The organism is Endozoicomonas sp. ALB032 (assembly GCF_049310125.1).
Lineage (GTDB): Bacteria > Pseudomonadota > Gammaproteobacteria > Pseudomonadales > Endozoicomonadaceae > Endozoicomonas_A.
Genome location: NZ_JBLYNW010000001.1, coordinates 2,487,057 through 2,510,043, shown reverse-complemented (window position 1 = coordinate 2,510,043; position 22,987 = coordinate 2,487,057). Strand labels below are relative to the sequence as shown.

The following is a 22,987-nucleotide window of genomic DNA, read 5'->3' as shown; positions in this document are numbered from 1 at the left end:
TTGACTATAGTAACTCTTTTCTCTGCTTCATGGTGGTTAATCACGAAAAGGATGCACATACGACTAACAACAGAAATAATCCACATTAGAATGATCACACAAAATATATCTATACTGATATCCTCTGCACTCAGCATCGTTAAATTATGCATTCCAATATTCTTGTTCGAGCCGCTCTGGTGATACTGATCCTGACGGCCAACAGCAGTTTTTCAGCCTCTGACTTTGAGATTTCCGAGTTAACCAGAGGGCATCAGCGGACCAGTGACTATCTGGACAGTATTCGTGACAATCGTCCACTACTCGAGACGTTCATGAATCAATTGCCAAAAGGCGGCAATCTCCATCATCGCTTCATGGGGGCCATTGAACCCAAAGAGGTCATTGATATTGCGATAGAACGAGGGTTCTGCATGTATAACAACCAGTACATGGCCCCGTGTGACTGCTGCGCACAGTCCGTGAAGGATTATGTCAGTAATGAAGAAAACCATGCAGCTCTGATCAAGCAACTTATGCTTCCAGACGGTCATGATCCCGACGAGGTGCGCAACTACTTTCTTATGGTTAAAGCCTTGTTCGATGGGATAGATGCCCGTTTCATTTCATATGTGCGAAAAAAGGCCGCTGTTGATGGACTTTCCTACATTGAATCAACTGTCTACTTCGATGAAGCAAACGGGCCAGACAAGTTATTTTCTCTTATCACTCATCTTCCCACACCGAACCCTGACAGCACCCAAAGTCTGGAAGACTTTCGTGCCAGACTGAGTTCCCAGTCAGATTTTCAAACCCAGTTAAAGACCGCTGCCGGAAAGATAGCCAACGCCTTGAAAGCTTCTGACGATCATTTGAACTGCTCTCATAGTCACTCTCACCCTGCGTGTTCTGTTAGCGTCCGGTTTCTACACGAAGTACACCGGGCTGATCCCCTGCCCCAGGTTTACGCCCAGATGATCTTTGCCTTTGAACTGGCTCAATTGAGTCTCTCCGGCAACGACCATCAGGTGCTGGGCATCAACATAGCCGGATCTGAAAATAGTGATAGGGCACTGAATGATTACCTCAGTCACATGAAAATGCTGAGTTTTCTGAAAAACCACAAACAATACCCTCTGGTGAAAGAGCGTATCAGTCTTAATGCAGGAGAACTGGCCAAGGCCACGGTTGAAGATTTTTACTATCGAACCGCCATGGCAGATGCTGTTCAGATCGTTCAGCCCAAACGTGTAGGTCACGGATTAAGCTTTATGGCACAGAACTGTCTGAAGCAATCTGACTCCGGTAATGAAGAATACGCCAACTGCAGTGCCGAACTGCTCAAAACCATGCTGGATAATGACATTGCTGTTGAAATTCCACTCACCAGTAACCGGCGATTGAGCGGTATCGGGGCCAACAGCGGTCACCCCTTTCCTGTTTATGTCAGCAGTAATATTGCAGTGACGCTGGCTACTGACTATCCGGGTATTCTGAAAGTCGATTTGACCAGTCAGTTTGTTGAGGCCGTCTCCAGTTTCAGTCCTGATCAGACCGGCAACAGTATTCACCTGTCCCTTGACCAGATTATTGATTTTGCACGCAACAGCCTGGAGTACAGTTTTCTGCCCGGTCAGAGCCTTTGGCTGAAGAGTGAAAGCCACGTCAGATATCAAAAAAGGGTTCCGGCCTGCCTGGATCTTGAATCAGAAGCCTGCAAGAAATTTGTTAGTGGTAATACCAAGGCGAGATTCCAGAGAGATCATGAATCAAGGCTGAAAGACTTCATGTTAACAGTACCTGTTTTGAGTAAGAAACCATAATTTAACACCCTTGAGAACTACCAGGAAACTTGCAAAACGAGAGTAACAAAATGGCAAAAGAATTCGCCTCCAGATCTCGGTTCGGCTTACTGACGCAACTGAAATTAATAACGACATTAGTGATCCTGCTGTTCAACGCAAACGCAGTAGCAAAACGTAGCTGGATAGCTTTTGTGACACCTGAAGACGGCGATCACAGACAAATCTACAGCGTTTCTTATGATAGGAATGGTGAAACTCGATGTATGCTTTATCCTCCTATGATTGACGACGGTTTCACCTTCACATGGCAAGAAGGTCAGAATCCATCATCATCACAACCCCTGGCAATCATGAACCTAAACGCCTCACCATTCAGTAAATGCGGTTGGTCGCAATCTTATCAAGACATCATCATACAGGATTCCCACAATCGCGTGGTAAAAGCCCGGTGGTACAAACAGGTAGATAAAGCTCCTTATCTATGGGTACGAGAAGACTTGGGTGATTTAATATCCAGCACTAAGTGGAGAGAGTTTGATGAAGATCATACTGACATCTACCCCGCGATAGTTGTTCAACTCCGTCATTGAAACACTACACGATCCTGTTGTTAACAGTTTTCGTCCCCCCATTCCCTTTGTCGCTAATGCTCGGCGACAAATGGAACGTTTACATTTCTGAAGATATAAACATTATTCAGAAAATAAAATGAGATTCGATCGACCCCCCTTGCGGACGACCAGGAAACTTGCAAAACAAGAGTAACAAAATGGCAAAAGAATTCATCCCCAGATCTCGGTTCGGCTTACTGACATTGCTCTGCTTCTGTCTTCTGATTCTGAGGCATCAGGTTCATGCCAGAGATCACCTGAAAGTCTCTCCCGGAAACTGTACCCCTTCTTACCTGGGTAAGCACTTTCATGACGTGCTGCCCTGCTACCTGAAGCAGAAAGATAAGAATTATCAGTGGAGTGTTTCACCAGCAACTGAAGAGCGCGTTGAGCTGGATGGAAAAGTGCTGAAGGTCAAAGTATACCCTGTCAATATGAAGTCTCTGCGCTGGACTGTTGGCGAGCAGGACAAAGTCTCTGACCCCGTCTGGGAGCACCGGGTCATGGTTTATGTACCGGAAAAGGTCAGCGCCGACACAGCGCTGCTCAATATCAACGGCGGCATCATCCACTGGCCTGAAGGTCAGCCCGATAACAACAAGAGGTTCACCGATGCCCTGCATTTTTCCCATATAGCTGCCAGAACACGGTCAGTCGTCGTTGACCTGAAAGATATTCCAAACCAGTTCCTGCAATTTGGAGACAAAAAACCACTGAAGGAGGATGCTCTGATTGCCTATACCTGGCAAAAATTCCTCGATAACCCGAAGAAAAACTATAACTGGCCACTCCGACTGCCCATGGTCAAGGCTTCCGTCAGAGCCATGGATACAGTTCAGGCACTGATGAAAGAAAAACATATAAAAATTGACCGTTTTGTATTAGCCGGGGGGTCAAAACGAGGCTGGACAGTCTGGCTGACTGCAGCAATGGACAAAAGGGTCTCCGCCATTATACCCATGGTCATTGATGTGCTTAACCTGCAAGACAGTATGCGCCACCATTTCAATAGCTACCAGGGCTGGGCTCCGGCTATCAAAGACTATTATTCTCTGATGCACACACTCGGTACCCAACCTCTGACTCAGTTAATGGAAGTGATCGACCCCTATTCCTACCTTCCTCAGCTGGCCATGCCAAAATACATCATCAATGCCACGGGCGATGATTTTTTCTTACCCGATTCCAGCCGCTATTACTTTAATGATCTGAAAGGCGAAAAATGGTTGAGATTTCTTCCTGACCTGCGGCATTACATTCTCAGAATGGATCAAACACTGGTCAGTGAAACCATCGAATCCTTTTACGGAGCCACCATTGAAGATCGTCCCATGCCCAGGATCAACTGGGATGTCTCTAAGCAAAACCTGAAAGTGGAAGCCTCAATGCCCCCCAAAGCCATGAAACTCTGGACTGCAGAAAATCCTGAAACCAAAGATTTCCGAACCAGCCCTGACAACCCCACAGTCACCCGGTTTAAATCCGAAACACTCAAATTCCATTGCCATAAAAGCTGTCGGGCCGATGTTGCGTTAAAAGCTCCCGAAAAAGGTTGGAAAGCCAGCTTTGTAGAACTGATCTATCCCAATCCACCTTATCGTGACCTGTCATTTACTACCCGGGTGTTTGTCACTCCGGATGTTTATCCTGAGCACGGCAGCAATGCGTCTCATGGTCAGAGCCATCCATAAAACATATAACGCAGCGGATTGTCCGGGCACTGCTCAAGGCCACACTCAAAGAAGACTGAAACGATATTGGCAACAACCAGAAACACTAGAAACGCAAAGGCCAAATGGGAAAACCTTCGAATTCTTGGGTCTCTCGCTTCTGAAACCTCGTTCCTGTATGCATACAATTCAAATTGTCTGGAGTAGCCTATGACCAGTGCGATGTACACGATTAAAGCAGAGCACAGAATATACAACCAGGTATACATATGCAGCCCCAGGATAGCTTCACCATATCCTTGAGGTGTTGTCAGATGCAGTGCAATTTGCCTAAGAGAAATAAAGCTCGTCAAGACGGCTGCCAGCAGCGACAGACTGTAATGACCAGGTCGAATATGATACCTCATATTGAGCAGAAACCCTGAGGCAATGATTAGTATTCCCTGCCGCTGCAATATACAGAGAGGGCAGGGTAACTCCCCCATCACAAATTGAAACCAGAAAGCGACAACCAGAAGAAGGCAGGTGATTGTCAATTCAAAAACACTGGCAAATTTCACAAAATCATTGATCTCACTGCGAGAGTTCATGACCGATCTCCGACAGGTGTCTATAGATAAATTTCCAGGTGCTCAGAAATATGATGCATAAAAATCAATGCAATCAGAACGAGAGAAATGCTGAACAAAACGATGCCCCATCTTCGATTGAACCAGGCGACAAGCATCGCAAATAATATGAAGATAAAAGACAACAAAGCGTAAGGCATTAACCGTGCTCCCCGGCCCGACGAGACTGTTTCAGCAATGCCGCGCTGCACTGATAAGACGTTAAAAAGTGTCTTCGGGCACCAATCTCGGGCAGGCTCCTGAACATGAAAGTTTCATAAGAGCATAGCTTTGTCATTCTTTATTGTCAGATAAGAAGCGTCTGTTGAAAGGACGCTCTTAAGAAAGCAAATGTCTGGCGTGGGAAAAAAATCAGGCAAAAGGACGGATACCCACCTTATTGCGAATATCCTGCAGGAACGGCACTGCTTCAGCACGGGCTTTTTCTGCACCTTTTTGCAACTCAGCTTCAATAAATGCCGGGTCAGCCATCAACGCGTTATAGCGTTCACGAGGCTCCCTGAGTACATTGTTGATGTATTCAAAGAGTTCATTTTTCAGGTCACCCCAGCCAGCACCGGCTTCGTACTGCTGCCGTTTTTCAGCCACCTCCTGTTCCGTCGCAAAGGCTGAAAAGATCTGAAACAGAGTGCAGGTTTGCGGGTCTTTAGGTTCACCGGGCTCCAGAGAGTTGGTTTTGATCTTGCGGATCAGCTTGAGCAGCTTTTTCTCTGGCACAAACAACGGGATGGTGTTGTCGTAGCTCTTGCTCATCTTGCGACCGTCAAGACCATTGAGAACCGCAGTGTTTTCACCCACCACGGCTTCTGGCAGCACAAACCTGGTTTTGTAGTGGTGGTTCATTCGACCGGCAATATCCCTGGCCATTTCCAGATGCTGAACCTGATCACGACCCACTGGAACACGGTTGGCATTGAACATCAGGATATCCGCCGCCATCAGGATCGGGTAATTGAACAACCCCATCAGCACGCCCTTGTCCGGGTCAGACTCGCCCGCTTCCTGATTGCTCTGGGTAGCTGCTTTATAGGCATGAGCACGATTCATCAGACCTTTGGCGGTCATGCAACCGACAATCCAGTTCAGTTCCATAATTTCCGGAATATCAGACTGACGATAAAAAGTGACACGATCGGTATCCAGACCCAAAGCCAGCCATGTCGCGGCAATTTCCAGCCCGGACTGGTGAATACGCTTGGGGTCACGCCCCTTGATCAGGGCATGGTAATCCGCCAGAAAAAGGTAGGACTGAATGTTTTCGTCACGGCTTTCTTCAATCGCAGGACGGATAGCACCCACATAATTGCCCAGATGCGGCGTGCCTGTGGTGGTAATACCGGTTAATACTTTGGTCTTTGTCATGGGGTCACTCATAGGCCTCACGAAGTGGCAATGGGCACTTTACTGGAAACGGGAAGGCGGCATTATAGAAGAGGCAAGGCAGGCATCTCAACCACAGGCGGCACTGCTGTCCGGTTAAACACATTCAAGCTCCATAATCAGGGGCGTCTGAAGCTTGAATATTTTTAACCGGACGAGAAGACTATTCTGATTTCTTGTGACAGCGCTTCCTACTACAAACAGGTTTTTTTGGGCAGCTCAAACCGAAGCAGAGGATATTTTCATAGAAGGTGGAACCTGAAGGGCAAGAATCCCAGGTTGTAAAAATAGAGCAACGAAAAGGATTGCAGCCATCACCATTACATAAATGGCAAGCAGGAGAAAACTGTTCAACAGTGCATGTACATCTGGGGCAGTCACCATGGAACGATGGGCTCTCGCATTTGGAGCAAAAATCGTCTTCATCGTTAGCTGCATAGCTAACTTCATTGCTACCCTCATTGCTACCTTCATCACTCTCGCTCTGGTCGTTCAAAGCTGGTCGGAAGAAGGGCGAGAAATACAAGGCACCAACAAATAACCCACATGAGTTCTCACCATTATCCGATACCGTTTCATATCCAAATTCAAATCCTTTGCCAACGGTAGACTGCACACAGATGTCCAGGTGACCTGCGTTCTGATTTCTGTTTTTGAATACGTAATAGCTCCTGGATACGTAATAATAACCATTGTCGTTTTTTTCAATATGGGCAAATGAAGTAAGCCAGGTGGCAAGCTGCTCATAGTTTGCATCGAGCCAATCGAAGTTAGCGGTGTACTGTGTGTCCTGGACGACAACACCAAGTAGTCGCGGGTATGCACAGACAAACGAATCAGGTTCAGTTCCGGGGATGACCTTACCAATCAAATCGCCAGCATCGGCTCGAGTGTCGGAAGGCATGCACATCAGGACATCGGGATGAGCAGCCTCAAAGATATCTGTCGTTAATTCGCCAGCACCTTTCATCATGCCAGAGCTGAAATCAGCTTGCGTGTTCCTGGGACAGGTATCGGCACGAACATTGAGGGTAATTGTGGACAATAAAAGCAGCGTGAAAAAAAGCCTATGCATGAGGGGTTTCATAAATAACTCTTTTTTCATTGTTCAGTGAAACGGATGCAGGGAAAGAGTAAAAAACGTCAAGCGACTTTTTTATAGAATCAAAGTACAAGTGAACAACAAAAGTCACTTTAACCATGCACTGAAAGTCTGGGGAGTAAGAGCCTTGCTCTCGTGTTTTCGATTGGATCAGAATTCGTCAGCTTGATTCTGAGCAGCCAAGACTACGCATGCACCGACTGATAATAGCAAACCCCTGATAAGTCTGCCCAAATAGAGACATTCTCATGATGTGTCGTACTTATTCTTATTGGTTTTATCTCATCCGGCATCACACTGCCAACCCTGACAGAACAGGTGTGCACTGATTGGTAAAATTGAGACATTGTCCATATAGCTCTCAAGGCACCGGATACTGACAAGAGCCGACATTCGTCGGCCCTTTCTGACACTCAGATTGCACATTTTTCAATCAATATTCATGGCAAACGATTACGTCACAATGGCTCTCTTGCTCAGCGATCTGAAACGCAGCAGCAGGAATACAGCAGAAAGCGTCAGTGCCAGCACTAATCCGATCCAGAGACCATGGGGACCCATAGGTTCATCGGCGATAAAATCCGTCAGTCCCAGCGTATAACCCAGTGGCAGAGCTATACCCCAGCAGGCAATCAGAATAATGATCATAGGTACCCGGGTGTCTTTGTAACCCCTTAATGCACCATTGGAAGCGACCTGAATACCATCGGCGTACTGGAACAGTGCAGCAAAGATCAACAGCTGGGCAGCCAAAGCTTTAACCGCAGTATCCCGGGTATAAAGCGATGTCAGAGCATCGGCAAACGCCCACATAACAGCAGCAATCAGGGTGGCTGTCAGCAGGGTCGCTACGATACCCGAATACCCCGAGAACCTCGCGGCCTGAGGATCACCAGCCCCAAGAGCCTGACCGACCCGTATGGTGATTCCCATGGATAGACTCAACGGCACCATAAAGGCCATGCTGGCGAGATTCAATGCAATCTGGTGACCCGCGACGGTCACTGCGCCCAGTTTGCCAATAACCAGAGCGACCGCCGAAAAGATACTGGCTTCAAAAAAGATGGCCAGACCGATGGGAACGCCGAGTTTCAGGTGAGCAGCTATTCGCCCCATGTCGGGCGATTCAAAACGGTCGAACAGATTCACTTCTGTATGCTTTTGATTGAACCGGGTGTAGCAGAACATCAACAGGCACATCACCCAGAAACAGATGGCTGTTGCATAGCCACAACCTACGCTACCCATTTCCGGAAAGCCGAACTTGCCATAAATCAACACATAATTAAGCGGAATATTGATCAGCAAACCGACAAAGCTGATAAGCATGGCCGGCTTGGTAATGGAGCGCCCTTCGCAATAGCTGACCATGGTTTGATATAAACAGATCCCGGGCACACCCCAGGCCAATGCATCCAGATAAGCATCCGTCCTGGCAGCCATTTCGGCATTGACTTCCAGAACATTGAGCAATGGCATGGCATTGATCATCAACACCATACCGACCACACTTAACACCAGAGACAGCCACATGGCCTGACGAACCGGTGAAGCAATCTGGTCAATTTTTAGGGCACCAAACAGATGGGCGACAGTCGGTGTTGTCGCCATCAGGATACCTCTGATTAACAGATAAATCGGAACCCAGATACTGGAGCCAATAGCCACCGCTGCCAGATCTTCTGCAGAGTATTGACCCGCCATACTGGTATCCACAAAGCCCATACCGGTAGTTGCCAGCTGCGCACCCAGAATCGGGGCAGATAAATAAATAAGCTCTTTAAGTTCCTTGGAATATCGTTGGTATAACGTTGGGCTGGCTGTCATTTTTACTCACTGTTCTGATGTGCTTTTACCAATACTGAATCGGGGTAAAAGTTAAACCATCTTACCAGTCACATAACAACATTTGATATGGCTAATTTGCCGTGACTTTTTGGGGCCCTGCGCGGGATTTTTACCTATTTCCTTTAGCCGGTTACATCGCCTTTTGATGACATATTTGCTACTGTCGGCGGATGCCTGAATTACCTGAAGTTGAAACGACCCGAAGAGGTATTGCACCTCATATTATTGGTCACACCGTATCGGATGTTATTGTTCGCAATCCACAACTGCGCTGGCCGGTTCCGGAACATTTGCAACAGCATTTGTCCGGGCAGGTTATCCGTGCAGTCACCCGACGGGCGAAGTATCTCCTGATCAAAACCGACGCCGGAACCTTATTGGTTCACCTGGGGATGTCCGGAAGCCTGCGCATACTGAAAGAACCGCAGGAAGCCCGAAAGCATGATCATGTCGATCTGGTTTTCAGTCACGGGATAAGGCTGAGATACACCGACCCAAGAAGGTTCGGAGCGGTTCTGTGGATCGACGACGATGTTATGAAACATGACTTGTTAAGCAAACTCGGCCCGGAGCCACTCGGTGATGAATTTACAGCCCAGAGGCTTTATCTCAAATCCAGGGGGAAAAAACAGCCGGTAAAAACGTTCATCATGGACAGCCATGTTGTTGTTGGGGTCGGGAATATTTACGCCAATGAAGCCCTGTTCAAAGCAGGCATCCGGCCTGACAGGCCCTGCGGAAAAATTTCCAAAGCCCGTTACGAGCGACTGACCGAAAGCATCAAAGAGACTCTGGCAAAAGCCGTTAAACAGGGTGGAACAACACTGAGGGATTTTGTCGGAGGCGACGGCAAGCCCGGTTACTTCAAGCAGGAACTAGCCGTCTATGGACGCAAGGGAGAAGCCTGCGTGCACTGTTCAACACCTATAGTAGAGATCCGGCTGGGTAATCGCAGTACCTGTTACTGTAAAAAATGCCAGCGTTAATCTGAACCGGGATTTAACCGACCTTTTGAGGATTAGACATAGTTACAGAAACAAAATAGACTCGCACCGTTGGTTGGGGTGTTCGGAATGAATGTTTTCCGGACTGAGAGAGACCCATTGAACCTGAACCGGATTATACTGGCGTAGGAAACCGACGATTGAACGGGCTCGCTATCCCCGACAGGATTTCCCCGGCACCGTTCTTCAGATACCTTTTCTACGTCAGTTCGAAGAAGTAAACCGAACGATGACTAATGAAACACCAATTGCCCTTACCATTGCCGGATCGGACAGTGGTGGTGGCGCCGGTATACAGGCAGACCTGAAAGCCTTTTCAGCATTGGGTGCCTACGGCTGCAGTGTTATTACCGCTCTGACCGCCCAGAATACTCAGGGCGTGCAGGGTATTTTTGACGTTGAGCCTACCTTTATCCGTCAACAACTGGATTCAGTCTTTTCCGACCTGGCTATCAAGGCCGTAAAAGTGGGCATGTTGAGCCAACCAGACGTTATCACAACGGTAGCGGATAGTCTGGCTCACTACCGCCCGGCCTATCTTGTGCTTGACCCTGTGATGGTGGCTACCAGTGGTGACGTTCTGCTGCACCAGAGTGCTATTGAGACTCTCAGGCAATCACTGATTCCCAAAGCCAGTCTGATCACCCCTAATCTGCATGAAGCTGCGGTGCTTCTTGACTGCCCGGTGCCCAGAAATCCGGACCAGATGATCGATATGATTGAGCCTCTGCTGGCGCTTGGCTCCCGGGCAGTTCTTCTTAAAGGTGGTCACCTGAGTGCTAGTAATAGTGATGATAAAGCCACTGATTTTTATCACGACGGGAGCTCTTTGCACCGACTGGAATCCGACTGGATACAAACCGGTAACACCCACGGCACAGGCTGCACACTCTCCTCAGCGATCACCGCATTGCTGGCTCGTGGCTACTCCATGAGTGAAGCCATTCCGGAGGCCAAAAAGTACATTGCCCAGGCCATTGCCCATGCCGATCAGCTGAACATCGGTCAGGGTAGCGGACCTGTTCACCACTTTTACAACATCTGGTGATCCGGTCTGAATGTTTGATGTTTTAGTAAAAAATGCTGCTCTGGCTTATGGTGAAAAGGTTATTTTTAATGGTCTTGACCTGACTCTCGCAGGAGGCGAGTGGACCTGTCTGCTCGGTGGCAGCGGGGTTGGCAAGACCAGCCTGTTGCGGTTGATTGCCGGTTTATCCACAGGCCAGCCCTCTACCCCCCAAAAAAATGTCTTAACCACAGCCGGCACAGTGCTCTGCCAGGATGGCTTTTCCCTTGAAGGTCGCATTGCCTGGATGGCCCAGCAGGATCTGCTGCTGCCCTGGTTCTCAGTCATTGACAATATTACGCTGGGTGAACGGCTCAGAGGCTCTTTCTTTAGACGAACAAAAGTCCCTGCCGAAGAAATGGCAAGAGCCAGACATATTCTCGAGCAGGTTGGCCTTGTGGATAAGTCTGACGAATTACCCCAGAACCTTTCCGGTGGACAGCGACAGCGCGTTGCCCTGGCCAGAACCCTGATGGAAAATCGCCCCCTGGTATTAATGGACGAGCCCTTCGGCGCCCTGGACGCCATCACCCGACTGAATCTTCAGGACCTTGCCTGTGAGCTACTGGCTCATCGAACGGTACTTTTGATCACCCATGACCCTCTGGAAGCCCTGAGGCTGGGCCATCGTATTTATCACCTTCAGGGACACCCCGCAAAATTAACCGAAGCCATTATGCCACCCGGTACCCCACCCAGATCATTGGCAAACAGAACCTTGCTGAGCCTGCAGGGTGAACTGCTGGAACGACTGAGACATGAGGAAGAGCATAAATGAAATTCTGGATGCCGCTGCTCAAGCCTTTTCTGGTAGTTCTCGGCCTGTTAGTCATTTGGGAAGCCATTGTCGTACTGTTTTCTATGCCGAACTATATATTACCGGGTCCGCTGGCAGTGCTGAGCAGTATGTACGACAATGCCTCTTTGCTGTGGGAACACACACTCGTCACCCTGACAGAGATGCTGCTGGGTCTGGTTCTGGGGGTTCTGTCGGGCATCCTGCTGGCTATGATTCTGGTTTATTTCGTAACACTTCGACCATGGCTTCTACCACTGCTGCTCATTACCCAGGCGGTTCCGGTCTTTGCACTGGCTCCCATACTGATGCTCTGGTTTGGCTACGGCCTGGCTTCCAAAGTAGTCATGACCATTCTGGTGATTTTCTTCCCGGTAGCCACCTGCTGCTATGACGGCTTGCGCCACACTCATCAGGGCTGGCTGGACATGGCAAAGACCATGGGCGGGAACCGTTTTTCCACACTGCGTCATATCCGCTGGCCGGCAGCCCTTCCTGCCCTCGCCTCCGGCTTGAGGGTTGCGGTTGTCGTGGCTCCCATAGGAGCTGTAGTCGGTGAATGGGTTGGCTCCAGCGCCGGGTTGGGCTACCTCATGTTGCAAGCCAATGCGCGCCTGTGGGTAGACCAGATGTTCGCAGCGCTGACGGTACTGGCTATCTGCTCTGTCGGTCTTTACTTCATGACCGATCTGGCTCTGAAAAAACTTATCCCCTGGCAACCTGCCACCTGACTCTGCTGAGGACTCATAATTTTGCTCGCACAAAAACTATTCAGAAAAGTGTCTGTTCTGCTGTCGCTTCTGTTGGCCAGCTCACTTTCATTTGCCCAACCTGTTAAAGAGCTGAACCTGATGCTGGAGTGGTTCGTCAATCCAGATCATGGGCCTATCGTGATTGCCCGGCAAAACGGCTACTTCAGGGATCAGGGGTTGAAAGTAAATATACAGGAGCCTGCTGATCCTAACCTGCCTCCCAAGCTGGTTGCCGCCGGTGATGTTGACCTCGCCGTCTATTATCAACCCAGCCTGACTCGCGGCGTCGCCAACGGCCTGCCTCTGGCCTGGGCGGGCACCCTGGTTGCGACACCTCTGGATGGACTGATTGTTCTGGAAGATGGGCCGATCCAATCCCTGAAAGACATGAAAGGGAAAACCATTGGCCTGAATATTGGCGGCAATGAGAACGCTTTTCTGGATACGCTGTTCAAACCTTACGGGTTTTCTTCAAAAGACATCAAGATGGTGAATGTTGGCTGGAACCTCTCTTCTTCCCTGATGTCAGGCCGTGTTGATGCAATTATGGGTGCTTACCGGAACTTTGAGCTGAACCAGCTGGCCATCGAAGGTCGACAGGGCAAGATGTTCTATTACGAAGAAAATGGTATCCCTCCCTACGACGAGCTGATTTTTATTGCCAACAGCAAGAAGCATGACAAGCAGGTGATCAGGAAATTCCTGCGAGCCATCGAACTGGGCACCCAGTTTATTGTCAACAATCCGCAAGCCTCCTGGGAAATTTTCAGGGATTACAGTCCCAAAAAGCTGGATAACGAGCTTAACCAACGGGCATGGTTTGATACGGTGTCACGCTTTGCTCTCAGACCCTCGGCCAGAGACACAGGGCGCTATGACCGTTTTGCCCGATTTCTCGAGGCCCATGGCGATCTGAAAAACATTCCAGAAGCTAAAGACTACATGCTGAATCTCTGATGAGCAGAGGGCAAAGCAGCTTCAGGTCAGCTGCCCTGCCTGACAGGCATCAGATAAAACAATCAAAATTCATCGTAATACCGTAATTTCCCTATCTGTTCCGGTGACTGCACCGGAACTTTAACGGCGTTGAATCTGTCGAATGCATTATTTTCTGGATTGAATACTTCATAGACAAATTCGTTACCATCAACTTTAATAACTTTGGTAATATCCAAACCACCTTTCGGGTTAATAATATTGGCTTTCGATTTAAAGTCATTTAGATCAACGTCTTTATATTTAAAATCGAATTCCAATCTTTCCCAGGTGTCTTTGGGGGAAATATGTCTAAGATCGAAGATCAACCTTTCCCCCGTGTCTTCAGGGGAAAACCATACACCAGAATAAGCTATTAATTTAAGATTCTGTTCCGGGATTTCTATAACCGTATCATATCTACCGTACAATATATCCTCACTGTAGTGTTCACCATACCCTGTAATAATGAACTTTACCGGACCTTTATAGCGCTGAGGTGGGTGGTAAGTAATATATTCGTTAAAAGGTAAATCATCTTCAGAAAGCCAAGTACCTATTATCTCGTTTTCCACTTCATCGGCGTGTAAATAAGTAAAAGACAGAAGTAGTATTATGCAAGCTGCATAGTTAATTTTCATTATCAGGTTTCTCCTATCCAAAAACATATAGACCAACGGAATATGGATTAAGTTCCAGAGATGCCTGAAAAACATTCCATCCACCAGAAACTGCATGCTGAATCACCGATGGGCAGAGGACGAACCGTTCTGAGGCCAACCGCTCTGCCTGTCAGGCCTCAAAAAAGTCAGTCGGATATCTTCGAGATGCGGTAGTTGCTTTATCTGCTCCATTGACTGACCCGGAAGTTTAACAGTTTTGAATTTGTCAAATCCCTTGCTATCTGGATTGTATTCTTCGTAGATAAATTCGTTAGCATCGACTTGTACAACTCTGGTAAGAGATAAACCTTGAGCTGGGTCTAAAATTTCTTTTCTGACTCTATGACGATCTAAATCAACGTTTTTGCTCTTAATATCAAGAATCATTTTTTCCTGTGAGTCTCTGGGAAAGAACCATAAACCACTGAAAGCTATTGCTTTACTACTGAGCATTGGCATTTCTACAACCACATCATATCTGCCGTATAATACATCCTCGCTAAAGCATTCACCACATCCTCTAATATTGAACAATGCCGACCCTCCAAACTGACAAGGTGGATGATAAGTTATATATCTATTAAAGGGTAAATTATCTCTGATAAGCCAAGTGCCTATTATCTGCTTTTCCACTTCATCGGCGTGTAAATAAGTAAAAGACAGAAGTAGTATTATGCAAGCTGCATAGTTAAGTTTCATTATCAGGTTCCTGGTATCCAAAAAAAATACAGTTCAGTGAAATATATATTAGGAATCCATAGATACCTGACAAAAAATTCCGAAGGACAGCACTGTCGTGCTGTCCATGAATTTGTGATAGATGGAATTAATTACCCGGTCAGTCAGGCGAAGACTTAATATTCTGGCTGAAGATCCTTGTCCAAAACCCTGAGCAGACCGGTTAGCGATCGTATCTCGTAATCAGGTCTGCGGTCGCCATTGAACGCCTTGTCAGCAGGATTAAACCAGACGGTTCCAATTCCCAGTGCTCCGGCACCAGCAACATCGGCTTTCAGGCAATCTCCCACATGAAGGGTCTCATCGGGAGTCACACCGGCACGCTCCATGGCTTTCAGGAACAGAGTCGGCTCTGGTTTCAGACTGTTGTAATCCTCTGCCTTGAGAGCAAAGTCAAAAAACTCACTGACCGACAATTTCCCAACATCGACATTGCCATTGGTGACCGCAGCCAGCGTATAGTCTGCTGACAGATGAGAAAGGACTGGCTGAACTTCGGGAAAACACTTCACATCATGACGCCACTCCATAAACTCCCGCATCAAGTCACCGGCAATTTCTTCCGCTCTTGATTCCGGGCAATCGCAGTCTTGCAGAATCTTCTGCAGAGAAAACCGGCGCAGTTCCGTAATCTGATATTTGAGCTGCGGATGATCCTCCAGGAGTTTGACCCGATACTCAAACACTTGCTTGGGGTTCATTCTATCGTGGGTTGCTGGCCAGTACTCACAGAGTTTTTTCCAGGCTTTCTGTTCTGCCCGAATCAGTACCGGCATGTTTTCCCAGAGCGTGTCATCCAGATCGAAAGTGATCAGCTTTATCATTATTTTTTCCTTTTGGGTTCTTTTATTGCTGAAGGCTCCTGATCTTCGGTAACTCTCTCTTCCCTATCAGACGGTTCATTAACAGAGGACGTCTTACTGACTCTCTGTGCTCTCGGATGAGCCTTATCATATACGTCGGCCAGATGTTGAAAATCAAGATGGGTATATATCTGGGTAGTGGCAATATCACTGTGCCCCAACAGCTCCTGAACCGCCCTGAGATCGCCACTGGACTCCAGCAGATGACTGGCGAAAGAGTGTCTCAGCAGGTGAGGATGCATACGCCCTGAGAGACCCCTGTCTCTGGATAGCTGACTCACACGGTTTTGCACCTGACGGGCACTGATACGATTACCCTGCTTTGAGAGAAACAGGGCCTGTGCATTTTTTTCCGGAAAAATAACTCTGACGGACAGCCATTTTTTTATAGCTTCACGCGCCTTTCGACCCACCGGCAGCCAGCGTTCTTTTTTGCCCTTCCCCAATACGATCACCTGCCTGTAATCATCCTGGAAACTATTGAGATTCAAGCCAACCAGTTCCGAGAGGCGCAGCCCCGAAGAATAGAACAGTTCCAGGATAGCCAGATCCCTGATCACTAATGGGTCATCATCCTCCTGATCAAGCAGCCTGGTGAGTTGATCGGCATCCATGGTGACAGGTAACTTTCTGCCCACCTTGGGTGCAGTGACTCTCTGGGCAGGGTTATCCGCAACCTTTCCCTGCCGGTTAAGGTAACGATAAAAACTGCGAACGGATGAAAGCAGGCGATGCAGACTCTTCTGCCCAAGGCCCTGGCCATGCAACTCTGCCAGCCATGTCCGGAGCTGACGTTCTTCAAGCTTTTGCCACTGAGTGATTCCAAGCACTTCGGCCTGCTTCAGTAATTTACCCAGATCTCTCTGATAGGCCGAGCAGGTGTGAACAGAGCTATTTTTTTCAAACTTCAGATAATCGAGAAAAGCATCAATATCCTGTTGCAGGAAACCCATGACAGAACCTTTGGTAAGCACATCTGTTCATCATTCACCAAGCCCTCTGTCCATGCAATATCGATAACGATGGTTCTTTTGCATTTTTGCGGGAAATATAGCTCGCGACCAACCTCCCGTTACCCGCAGGGAACCAAAACCAGATACAGGTGTCAAATGTTAAAACAGTGAGGTTTTCATATGAATGCTACCGAAGGTGTTAGATGTGCAATATGCCACGATTCAGTAGATTGCAGTCCCTTCAAACTAACATGCGGACATGCTTTTGGTAAATCGTGCGTACGGGTATGGATGGAAAGTTCTGACCAAAAGAACTGCCCGATGTGTAGAAAAGAATTAACTGATGACGAAATAACACAGATAAACGATCTCCCGTTATATGATCGAACTGTAAATGTTTTGAAAAAAGCTACCCCAATCTTTACCAAAACTGCTTCGTTTTATCTCAGGTTTTGCTGCATTTACGTTGCTGTTTCCGCAATTAAGTTAAAGTCTGAAGCTTTCTCAGTTTCATATATTACCAGTATTTTGAATCCTGCCGTGTCTATTCCAACAGGTGTTATCGGGGCTCTCGGGGCTGCTACTGGTGTCCCCAGAGTTTATTCAACTGCTGCTGGGGCTGCATTCGGGGCTAGTGTCATGGCTGTGGCTGTGTCTAATAATTCTTTCGTTAAAGCTTTCCCTGAACGGGTTATAGTAGGGGTCATTTCGGGGGCTTCAATAGCTTTTACATCATATAACAGTAGGAGGTGAGTTTCACTTTCATCCGCTTCGACCTTGCAGTGACTCGTGATTAAGGCAATGAACCGTACAATTATCCTGATTCGAGCGAGTGAGTGCGTTTAAGGCTCTGCGATTCACGGAAAGTACCCCGTCTGGCAATTCTGAAGTTCTTGTCTATTCTCTGTCTGTTCTACCAACATCAGTCAATAGCGTCCCTTTCTTTTTCCAGAGCAGAAAGTCAGCACAGATTGTTCCGGCGTTTTCCGTCAGACAAGAAGGGCCGGGTTGGTATTATTAACACCCGTTGTTTAGAAAGATTTGAATGCGTTTTTACCGTTTCTTCCTGGCATTTGTTCTTTTACTACTGGCTCTGGCGGTCCTGCCGTTGTGCTATTGTGCAACCATTATTGACCAAAACAATCACGATGGACACAGGGTTCGGATTGAAATCAATGATGATACAGATCTGCAGCGGGCGAGTCTGTGGCAAGTCAGTTTGCTGCTTCCGGAAGGCTTCAATAACCGAAAAAGCAGCCTTTGTTTTATGGCACCTGTGGTGCCAGCAGGTTCGAACAGTATCCCGCTATTGACCACGAACGACCCGGTTGACTATTGCTACCAGCTGACAGAGAAGCAAACACATGTCTTTCAGGATGTCTCAAAACATGCCTCTGAAAACGGCACACTGGTTCGTTTAAAACTCACGACGGAAGACAGACCAGAGTCGGCTTTTATCACCACCAATCAATCGCTGAAACCCCATACTACTTCTCATAGAGAGGGCTTAAAGGCAGGTAATGGTGGTGGAGAACCATCAGGCAAGGTATCAGATAAAGCTCCAAAGGACGAAAGTAACGACCACCAAAAAGAAAAAAAAGGTGAACCTGGAGATAAGGGGAGCGACTCACCGGGAGAAAGCAATTATGGCAGCGAAGAGGGTAATAACAGAAAAGACGGCAATGGAAAAGAAAGTGCAAAAAACACCAGGACTCAAGACCTTCAGGTAATCGCCAACCAACTCGTAGCCCTCATTGGAAGCGACGATCCCGATGCTGTTTTTATGCTAAGGCAAATACTGGATGAGCTGAACATGCCTCAGCGTTTGCAGGTTCTCGAAACAAAAAGCACAAACACCAGTGGCAATACTGTCACGCCTCTTGAGGCAATATTGAAACTGCAGCGTTCTTTCTATGAGAACTCAACGCGCAACCGGTTTATCGAGCAGTTGATAGAAGCTACGAGCGACCAAACAAGGACTCTGGATGATTTTAACATTCTGTCTGAACTCCAACCGATCATTGCAACTGACCGGTCAATGCCCGAAGCAAACGACAATAACCTGATGATTTTGTATAAGATTGTTCAGGACTTCATCAACAGATTCAATCAATCTGACCAACAGCCATCAATAGGTCACTTTGAAAAATCTTGCTTTACTGAGTACTTCGTTCAATTACTCCTGCTTTATTCAAACCCAGTTGAATCCATTCGTGAGCTGTTAGGGAAAATGTCAGATTCAGTTATCAGACATGATATTATGAATTCTGCACAATCATTAACATTCTCCACTCCTTTTCACGCTATCCTTATACAACTTGAACAGCACCCATCGTTCCATGAATTAGAAGGCCTCTCAAATGAACTGATAAGGCAGGCGCCTGGTTCCCACTTACATAATGAGGAGGCAACCCCGTCGGGTGCAGAATTAACGACACGGGTTCAAAAAACCCGAGAGCGATTGTGCGAACATTACAACAGGCTCTGCCGTGTGAATTTTAAGTGCTGTGGTTTGTATTTCCCCTGCCACAAATGTCATAACGAGAGCGATAAATGCAAAGTGACAGATTGCAGGGCTGTTGATGCAACATGGCTTCTATGTTCTGTATGTGGATATGAAGGGACGATTACGGAGAACTCCCAGACATGTCCAAACTGTAACGAGCAAATGTCGCAATATTTCTGTGCAATATGCAAACACTTTACCGATACGGAAAAAGAACCATACCACTGCGATAAATGCGGCATTTGCCGAGTAGAAAAGGATGGAAGCTATCACTGTGATGTTTGCAATACCTGTTTACAAGACGTTCACAAATGCCGGGAAAACGCAGGCCACGATGACTGCGGCATCTGCATGGAAGATGTCTTCCGCGGTGGCAAAGTACTCCCCTGCTCCCACATAGTTCATCATGAGTGCGCCATTGCAATGATTCAAAACGAGATAAGAACCTGCCCTGTTTGCAGATACCCTCTATACAGTCCGTTGGATGAAAACAATAATTAACCGTCTGACCGGATTTAATAATCACCGTCGTGATCGCTTCATGTTTATAAGCAAGTAACCCATTTAGCAATTCAGAAATTCTTGTCTATTCTCTATTTGTTCTGCGAATAATAAGACCGGTCAATAATGTTCCTCTATTTTTCAATTGCAGAAAGTCAGCACAGATTGTCCTGACTTTTTCTATCAGACCAGAAAGTTGGTGCTGGTGTTATTAACACAAGTTATTTGGAAAGGTTTGAATGCATTTTTACCGTTTTTTCATGGCATTTGCACTTTTCTTAATGACTATGATGACTGTGCAGTTGTGCCATTCCTCCACCATCATTGAACGACACTATCCCGATGGGCGCAGAGCTCGGATTGAAATCAATAATGGCACAGATCCTCAGGGTATGAGTCAGTGGCGAATGAGTTTGCTGCTTCCGGAAGATTTCGATGACCAAAACAGCACCCTTTGCTTTAAGGCACCCGTGGTGTCAGCAGATTGGAACAGTATCGCACTATTGGTCAACAACCACTTGAGTAACTATTGCTATCAGCTGGTAATAGCCGCAAAGGAGCAAACATCCGTCTTCCAGGATGTCTCAAAACGTGCCTCTGAAAACAGCCTGCTTGTACGCTTGAAATCCAGGACGGCAGACAAACCGGAGTTGGCTTCTGTCGCCATCCACCAACTCCTGAGCGGCAAATCCCATGCTAACCCACTAACCCTTCTGGTTTACCCCGACAGGATGACTGACCCTGGGCTGGAAGTCGGCCAAACCCGAAATAGCACACTGACAATGACGGGAGACAGACTGGCTGGCAACGCAGATTTTTCCGGTGGCGGCAATGGAGGCTTCTTTTACTCGCCCCCTCCACCATGGGGAGGAGGTGGGAGACCATCAGGATTATTCGACATAGATCTGGTTGTCCTGAAACCCGTCAGCAACTGGCTAATGTCTAAGGGCAAGGACTCCAGCTCTTTTGAGAAACAGCCATACCCGGCGCGTTTGAAAATGACACGCGTTAACGCAGATGGCTCCTCCAGTGAAGCCGTTATACCCGTTGGCTGGCTTGACTTCCTGAGCACTGATCAACTGACCGATGTTAATTTCTGGAACACCCTCTTCCAGCGTGCCACCACTTCTTGCCCGGCCAGCGAAAGCCTTCAGTCGCAGCTTGGCTGTTTGAAGCGATTTCTTGAGTTCACTGTCTTGAAGACAGATCATGCTGGCGGCTTAAAGGCAGGTAATGGAGATGGAGAACCATCAGGCAAGGCAAATGATAAAGCACCAAAGGACGAAAATAACGACCATCAAAAAGAAAAAAAAGGTGAACCTGAAGATGAGAAGAGCCATTCAACCAAAGAAGGCAATGATGGCAGTGAAGAGGGTAATAACAGAAAAGACGACAACGGTAAAAAAAGTGCAAAAAACACCAGGACTCAAGACCTTCAGATAATTGCCAACCAACTCATAGCCCTCATTGCAAGCAACGATCCCGATGCCGTTTTTAAGCTGAGGCAAATACTGGATGAGCTGGACATGCCTCAGCGTTTGCAGGTGCTGGAAACAAAAGGCACAAACACCGAAGGCAACACTGCCACGCCTCTTGAGGCGATATTGGAACTGCAGCGTTCTTTCTATGAGAACTCAACGCGCAATCGGTTTATTGAGCAACTGATAGAAGCTACCAGCGAGCAAACAAGGACTTTGGATGATTTTAACATTCTGTCTGAACTCCAACCGATCATTTCACCTCACCAGACATTGCCCGAAGCTGTCAACAACAACCTGACGATTTTGTACAAGATTGTTCTGGATATAATCCACAGGGTCAATCAATCTGGCCAGCAGCCGCCCTTAGGACAATTTGAAAAATGTTGCTTTACCGAGTACCTGGTTCATTTGTTACTGTTCTATTCAAACCCAATTCAATCGATTCGTGACCTGTTAGAGAAAATACCAGACTCAGTCATGATCTGTGATATTATGTTTTTTGCAAAATCACTGACATTCTCCATCTCTTTTCGCAACGCTTTTTTACGACTTAAACAGCACCCATCGCGCGATGAATTAGAACGCCTTTCAAATGGGTTGATGTGGCGGGCGCTTACTGCTAACTCGCAACAAGTGCTTTCTATAAAGCCTGTAATCAATCACAGTGGTAATGGCTACTTACAGCAAGGAGCCAGCCCAAAACATCCCGCCCTTGCTGATGAGCAAAATCCCTCTTGCCAAAAGCGATTACAGACAAGACGTGCACATGATAATCATCAGACCAATGGGGCACAGGAACGATCCGATTTGGAAGTGTCGAGGAGAAATCAAAACGTCTTAAGTCCATATCCGATCAATGATTCCCATCTCGTCGAGCTGAAAAGACACGCTGATGAAAAAAGAGAGAAAAAAAGACAATGGATAAGACAGATAGAAAGACAACAGAAGGCAGCGGCCAGCCCGGCGATGCAGAGTAATGGCAAAGAGTGTTCTGCTTCTAACCAGCAGTCGAGCAACCATAATGAGGAGACAAACCCACCGAACGGGCAGCTAAAGACATCTGTGCAAGAAAACCGAAAGCCTTTGTGCGGTCATTACCATAGGTTATGCCGTGTAAACTTTGGTTGCTGTGCCGGGTATTTCCCCTGCCACACCTGCCATAACATGAGTGATTATTGCGAGGTTAAAGATTGCCGGGCTGATAAAGCAATAAAGCTAAAGTGTTCTATCTGTAACTACGAGGGGGACATTACGGAAGACTCCCAGACGTGCCCGGGATGCGACCAGCTGATGTCGGACTATTTCTGTGCAAAATGCAAACACTTCACCAATTTAGAAAAAAAACCGTTCCACTGTGATAAATGCGGCATTTGCCGAAAATTCAAGGATAAGTGCTTTCACTGTGATGTTTGTAATGTCTGCCTGGATAAAAGGTATCAAGACAATCACAAATGCCGGAAAAACTCAGGCCACGACGAGTGCTGCATCTGCCTGGAAGATGCCTTCTCCGGCTGCGTGATACTGCATTGCTCCCACAAAGTACATCGTGATTGCGGCGATGCAATGATTAAAAGTGGGATAACAACCTGCCCTCTTTGCAGACGCTCTCTGTACAAACCGTAATCCATATAGCAATTCTGACACACTTGACTATTCTCTGTTTCTA

General features: G+C 47.3%; 20 protein-coding genes, 1 pseudogene and 1 riboswitch. Of the genes and pseudogenes, 12 read left to right on the top strand and 9 right to left on the bottom strand.

Annotated features, from left to right (window positions below; all coding sequences use genetic code 11):
* The first annotated feature begins 146 nt into the window (after positions 1 to 146).
* The 3 genes from ACO6VG_RS09025 to ACO6VG_RS09015 all read left to right on the top strand — a co-directional run bounded on the left by ACO6VG_RS09025 (position 147) and on the right by ACO6VG_RS09015 (position 4,086).
* A complete protein-coding gene (locus tag ACO6VG_RS09025) occupies positions 147 to 1,802 on the top strand; it encodes a hypothetical protein (protein WP_422473596.1) in 1,656 nt (551 codons plus the stop codon).
* A gap of 50 nt (positions 1,803 to 1,852) precedes the next feature.
* Positions 1,853 to 2,374, top strand: a complete 522-nt coding sequence (locus ACO6VG_RS09020) for a hypothetical protein (RefSeq protein WP_422411798.1) — start codon at positions 1,853 to 1,855, stop codon at positions 2,372 to 2,374.
* A 179-nt stretch (positions 2,375 to 2,553) separates the two neighbouring features.
* Positions 2,554 to 4,086 (top strand): PhoPQ-activated pathogenicity-related family protein, encoded by a 1,533-nt coding sequence (locus ACO6VG_RS09015; protein WP_422136642.1) that lies wholly within the window; start codon positions 2,554 to 2,556, stop codon positions 4,084 to 4,086.
* Here the strand turns inward: ACO6VG_RS09015 and ACO6VG_RS09010 are convergent.
* From ACO6VG_RS09010 to ACO6VG_RS08990, 5 genes are all read right to left on the bottom strand, one after another.
* Positions 4,071 to 4,655, bottom strand: a complete 585-nt coding sequence (locus tag ACO6VG_RS09010; RefSeq protein ID WP_422411794.1) for a disulfide bond formation protein B — start codon at positions 4,653 to 4,655, stop codon at positions 4,071 to 4,073. The genes ACO6VG_RS09015 and ACO6VG_RS09010 overlap by 16 nt on opposite strands.
* 20 nt (positions 4,656 to 4,675) lie before the next feature.
* Positions 4,676 to 4,834, bottom strand: a complete 159-nt coding sequence (locus tag ACO6VG_RS09005) for a DUF5993 family protein (RefSeq protein ID WP_422136640.1) — start codon at positions 4,832 to 4,834, stop codon at positions 4,676 to 4,678.
* A gap of 211 nt (positions 4,835 to 5,045) precedes the next feature.
* On the bottom strand, positions 5,046 to 6,056 hold the full coding sequence (locus tag ACO6VG_RS09000) for a tryptophan--tRNA ligase (protein WP_422136639.1): 1,011 nt from the start codon (positions 6,054 to 6,056) through the stop codon (positions 5,046 to 5,048).
* Positions 6,057 to 6,237: 181 nt separating this feature from the next.
* Positions 6,238 to 7,047 (bottom strand): hypothetical protein, encoded by an 810-nt coding sequence (locus ACO6VG_RS08995; protein WP_422473594.1) that lies wholly within the window; start codon positions 7,045 to 7,047, stop codon positions 6,238 to 6,240.
* Positions 7,048 to 7,629: 582 nt separating this feature from the next.
* Complete coding sequence (locus ACO6VG_RS08990; protein WP_422136637.1) at positions 7,630 to 9,003, bottom strand: MATE family efflux transporter; 1,374 nt, start codon at positions 9,001 to 9,003, stop codon at positions 7,630 to 7,632.
* 191 nt (positions 9,004 to 9,194) lie between these two features.
* On the opposite strand from ACO6VG_RS08990, the gene mutM reads away from it, so the two are divergent.
* From mutM to ACO6VG_RS08965, 5 genes are all read left to right on the top strand, one after another.
* The gene (gene mutM / locus ACO6VG_RS08985) at positions 9,195 to 10,010 is read left to right on the top strand and encodes a bifunctional DNA-formamidopyrimidine glycosylase/DNA-(apurinic or apyrimidinic site) lyase (protein WP_422136636.1); all 816 of its coding nucleotides are present in this window, start codon (positions 9,195 to 9,197) and stop codon (positions 10,008 to 10,010) included.
* A gap of 64 nt (positions 10,011 to 10,074) precedes the next feature.
* A riboswitch (TPP riboswitch) is annotated at positions 10,075 to 10,177 on the top strand.
* Positions 10,178 to 10,257: 80 nt separating this feature from the next.
* Positions 10,258 to 11,076: a bifunctional hydroxymethylpyrimidine kinase/phosphomethylpyrimidine kinase gene (gene thiD, locus ACO6VG_RS08980; RefSeq protein ID WP_422473592.1), complete on the top strand. Its 819-nt coding sequence runs from the start codon at positions 10,258 to 10,260 to the stop codon at positions 11,074 to 11,076.
* 10 nt (positions 11,077 to 11,086) lie between these two features.
* Entirely contained in the window at positions 11,087 to 11,872 is a 786-nt protein-coding gene (locus ACO6VG_RS08975) for an ABC transporter ATP-binding protein (protein ID WP_422136634.1), read from the top strand.
* The gene (locus ACO6VG_RS08970; RefSeq protein ID WP_422136633.1) at positions 11,869 to 12,621 is read left to right on the top strand and encodes an ABC transporter permease; all 753 of its coding nucleotides are present in this window, start codon (positions 11,869 to 11,871) and stop codon (positions 12,619 to 12,621) included. Before ACO6VG_RS08975 ends, ACO6VG_RS08970 begins: the two co-directional genes overlap by 4 nt.
* Before the next feature lie 21 nt (positions 12,622 to 12,642).
* Positions 12,643 to 13,599 carry an ABC transporter substrate-binding protein gene (locus ACO6VG_RS08965; protein WP_422136632.1) on the top strand — a complete coding sequence of 319 codons (957 nt, stop codon included), beginning with the start codon at positions 12,643 to 12,645 and terminating at the stop codon, positions 13,597 to 13,599.
* 62 nt (positions 13,600 to 13,661) lie between these two features.
* Here the strand turns inward: ACO6VG_RS08965 and ACO6VG_RS08960 are convergent, their stop codons facing one another.
* From ACO6VG_RS08960 to xerC, 4 genes are all read right to left on the bottom strand, one after another.
* On the bottom strand, positions 13,662 to 14,258 hold the full coding sequence (locus tag ACO6VG_RS08960) for a hypothetical protein (RefSeq protein ID WP_422136631.1): 597 nt from the start codon (positions 14,256 to 14,258) through the stop codon (positions 13,662 to 13,664).
* A gap of 102 nt (positions 14,259 to 14,360) precedes the next feature.
* Complete coding sequence (locus ACO6VG_RS08955) at positions 14,361 to 14,978, bottom strand: hypothetical protein (protein WP_422136630.1); 618 nt, start codon at positions 14,976 to 14,978, stop codon at positions 14,361 to 14,363.
* Positions 14,979 to 15,133: 155 nt separating this feature from the next.
* Positions 15,134 to 15,841, bottom strand: coding sequence for an HAD family hydrolase (locus tag ACO6VG_RS08950; protein ID WP_422136629.1), 708 nt, complete (start codon positions 15,839 to 15,841; stop codon positions 15,134 to 15,136).
* Positions 15,841 to 16,854, bottom strand: coding sequence for a tyrosine recombinase XerC (gene xerC / locus ACO6VG_RS08945; RefSeq protein ID WP_422136628.1), 1,014 nt, complete (start codon positions 16,852 to 16,854; stop codon positions 15,841 to 15,843). Before xerC ends, ACO6VG_RS08950 begins: the two co-directional genes overlap by 1 nt.
* Positions 16,855 to 17,013: 159 nt before the next feature.
* On the opposite strand from xerC, the pseudogene ACO6VG_RS08940 reads away from it, so the two are divergent.
* The 4 genes and pseudogenes from ACO6VG_RS08940 to ACO6VG_RS08925 form a co-directional block, all read left to right on the top strand.
* Positions 17,014 to 17,151: pseudogene (locus ACO6VG_RS08940) on the top strand (RING finger domain-containing protein); the annotation flags it as partial.
* 3 nt (positions 17,152 to 17,154) lie between these two features.
* Positions 17,155 to 17,586 carry a hypothetical protein gene (locus tag ACO6VG_RS08935; protein ID WP_422476330.1) on the top strand — a complete coding sequence of 144 codons (432 nt, stop codon included), beginning with the start codon at positions 17,155 to 17,157 and terminating at the stop codon, positions 17,584 to 17,586.
* 292 nt (positions 17,587 to 17,878) lie between these two features.
* On the top strand, positions 17,879 to 19,840 hold the full coding sequence (locus ACO6VG_RS08930; RefSeq protein ID WP_422473590.1) for an RING finger and CHY zinc finger domain-containing protein: 1,962 nt from the start codon (positions 17,879 to 17,881) through the stop codon (positions 19,838 to 19,840).
* Between the two features lie 239 nt (positions 19,841 to 20,079).
* Positions 20,080 to 22,944: an RING finger domain-containing protein gene (locus ACO6VG_RS08925; protein ID WP_422473588.1), complete on the top strand. Its 2,865-nt coding sequence runs from the start codon at positions 20,080 to 20,082 to the stop codon at positions 22,942 to 22,944.
* Positions 22,945 to 22,987 lie beyond the last annotated feature (43 nt).

Excerpts from the sequence above, each read along its gene's own strand:
- ACO6VG_RS08960 (WP_422136631.1), bottom strand. The coding sequence starts at position 14,258 with ATGAAAATTAACTATGCAGCTTGCATAATACTACTTCTGTCTTTTACT.
- ACO6VG_RS09000 (WP_422136639.1), bottom strand. The coding sequence starts at position 6,056 with ATGACAAAGACCAAAGTATTAACCGGTATTACCACCACAGGCACGCCG.
- ACO6VG_RS09005 (WP_422136640.1), bottom strand. The coding sequence starts at position 4,834 with ATGCCTTACGCTTTGTTGTCTTTTATCTTCATATTATTTGCGATGCTT.
- ACO6VG_RS08995 (WP_422473594.1), bottom strand. The coding sequence starts at position 7,047 with ATGATGAAAGGTGCTGGCGAATTAACGACAGATATCTTTGAGGCTGCT.
- thiD (WP_422473592.1), top strand. The coding sequence starts at position 10,258 with ATGACTAATGAAACACCAATTGCCCTTACCATTGCCGGATCGGACAGT.
- ACO6VG_RS09025 (WP_422473596.1), top strand. The coding sequence starts at position 147 with ATGCATTCCAATATTCTTGTTCGAGCCGCTCTGGTGATACTGATCCTG.
- ACO6VG_RS08925 (WP_422473588.1), top strand. The coding sequence starts at position 20,080 with ATGCATTTTTACCGTTTTTTCATGGCATTTGCACTTTTCTTAATGACT.
- ACO6VG_RS08975 (WP_422136634.1), top strand. The coding sequence starts at position 11,087 with ATGTTTGATGTTTTAGTAAAAAATGCTGCTCTGGCTTATGGTGAAAAG.
- ACO6VG_RS08970 (WP_422136633.1), top strand. The coding sequence starts at position 11,869 with ATGAAATTCTGGATGCCGCTGCTCAAGCCTTTTCTGGTAGTTCTCGGC.
- ACO6VG_RS08930 (WP_422473590.1), top strand. The coding sequence starts at position 17,879 with ATGCGTTTTTACCGTTTCTTCCTGGCATTTGTTCTTTTACTACTGGCT.
- ACO6VG_RS08990 (WP_422136637.1), bottom strand. The coding sequence starts at position 9,003 with ATGACAGCCAGCCCAACGTTATACCAACGATATTCCAAGGAACTTAAA.
- ACO6VG_RS09010 (WP_422411794.1), bottom strand. The coding sequence starts at position 4,655 with ATGAACTCTCGCAGTGAGATCAATGATTTTGTGAAATTTGCCAGTGTT.
- ACO6VG_RS09020 (WP_422411798.1), top strand. The coding sequence starts at position 1,853 with ATGGCAAAAGAATTCGCCTCCAGATCTCGGTTCGGCTTACTGACGCAA.
- ACO6VG_RS09015 (WP_422136642.1), top strand. The coding sequence starts at position 2,554 with ATGGCAAAAGAATTCATCCCCAGATCTCGGTTCGGCTTACTGACATTG.
- ACO6VG_RS08950 (WP_422136629.1), bottom strand. The coding sequence starts at position 15,841 with ATGATAAAGCTGATCACTTTCGATCTGGATGACACGCTCTGGGAAAAC.
- mutM (WP_422136636.1), top strand. The coding sequence starts at position 9,195 with ATGCCTGAATTACCTGAAGTTGAAACGACCCGAAGAGGTATTGCACCT.
- ACO6VG_RS08955 (WP_422136630.1), bottom strand. The coding sequence starts at position 14,978 with ATGAAACTTAACTATGCAGCTTGCATAATACTACTTCTGTCTTTTACT.
- ACO6VG_RS08935 (WP_422476330.1), top strand. The coding sequence starts at position 17,155 with ATGTGTAGAAAAGAATTAACTGATGACGAAATAACACAGATAAACGAT.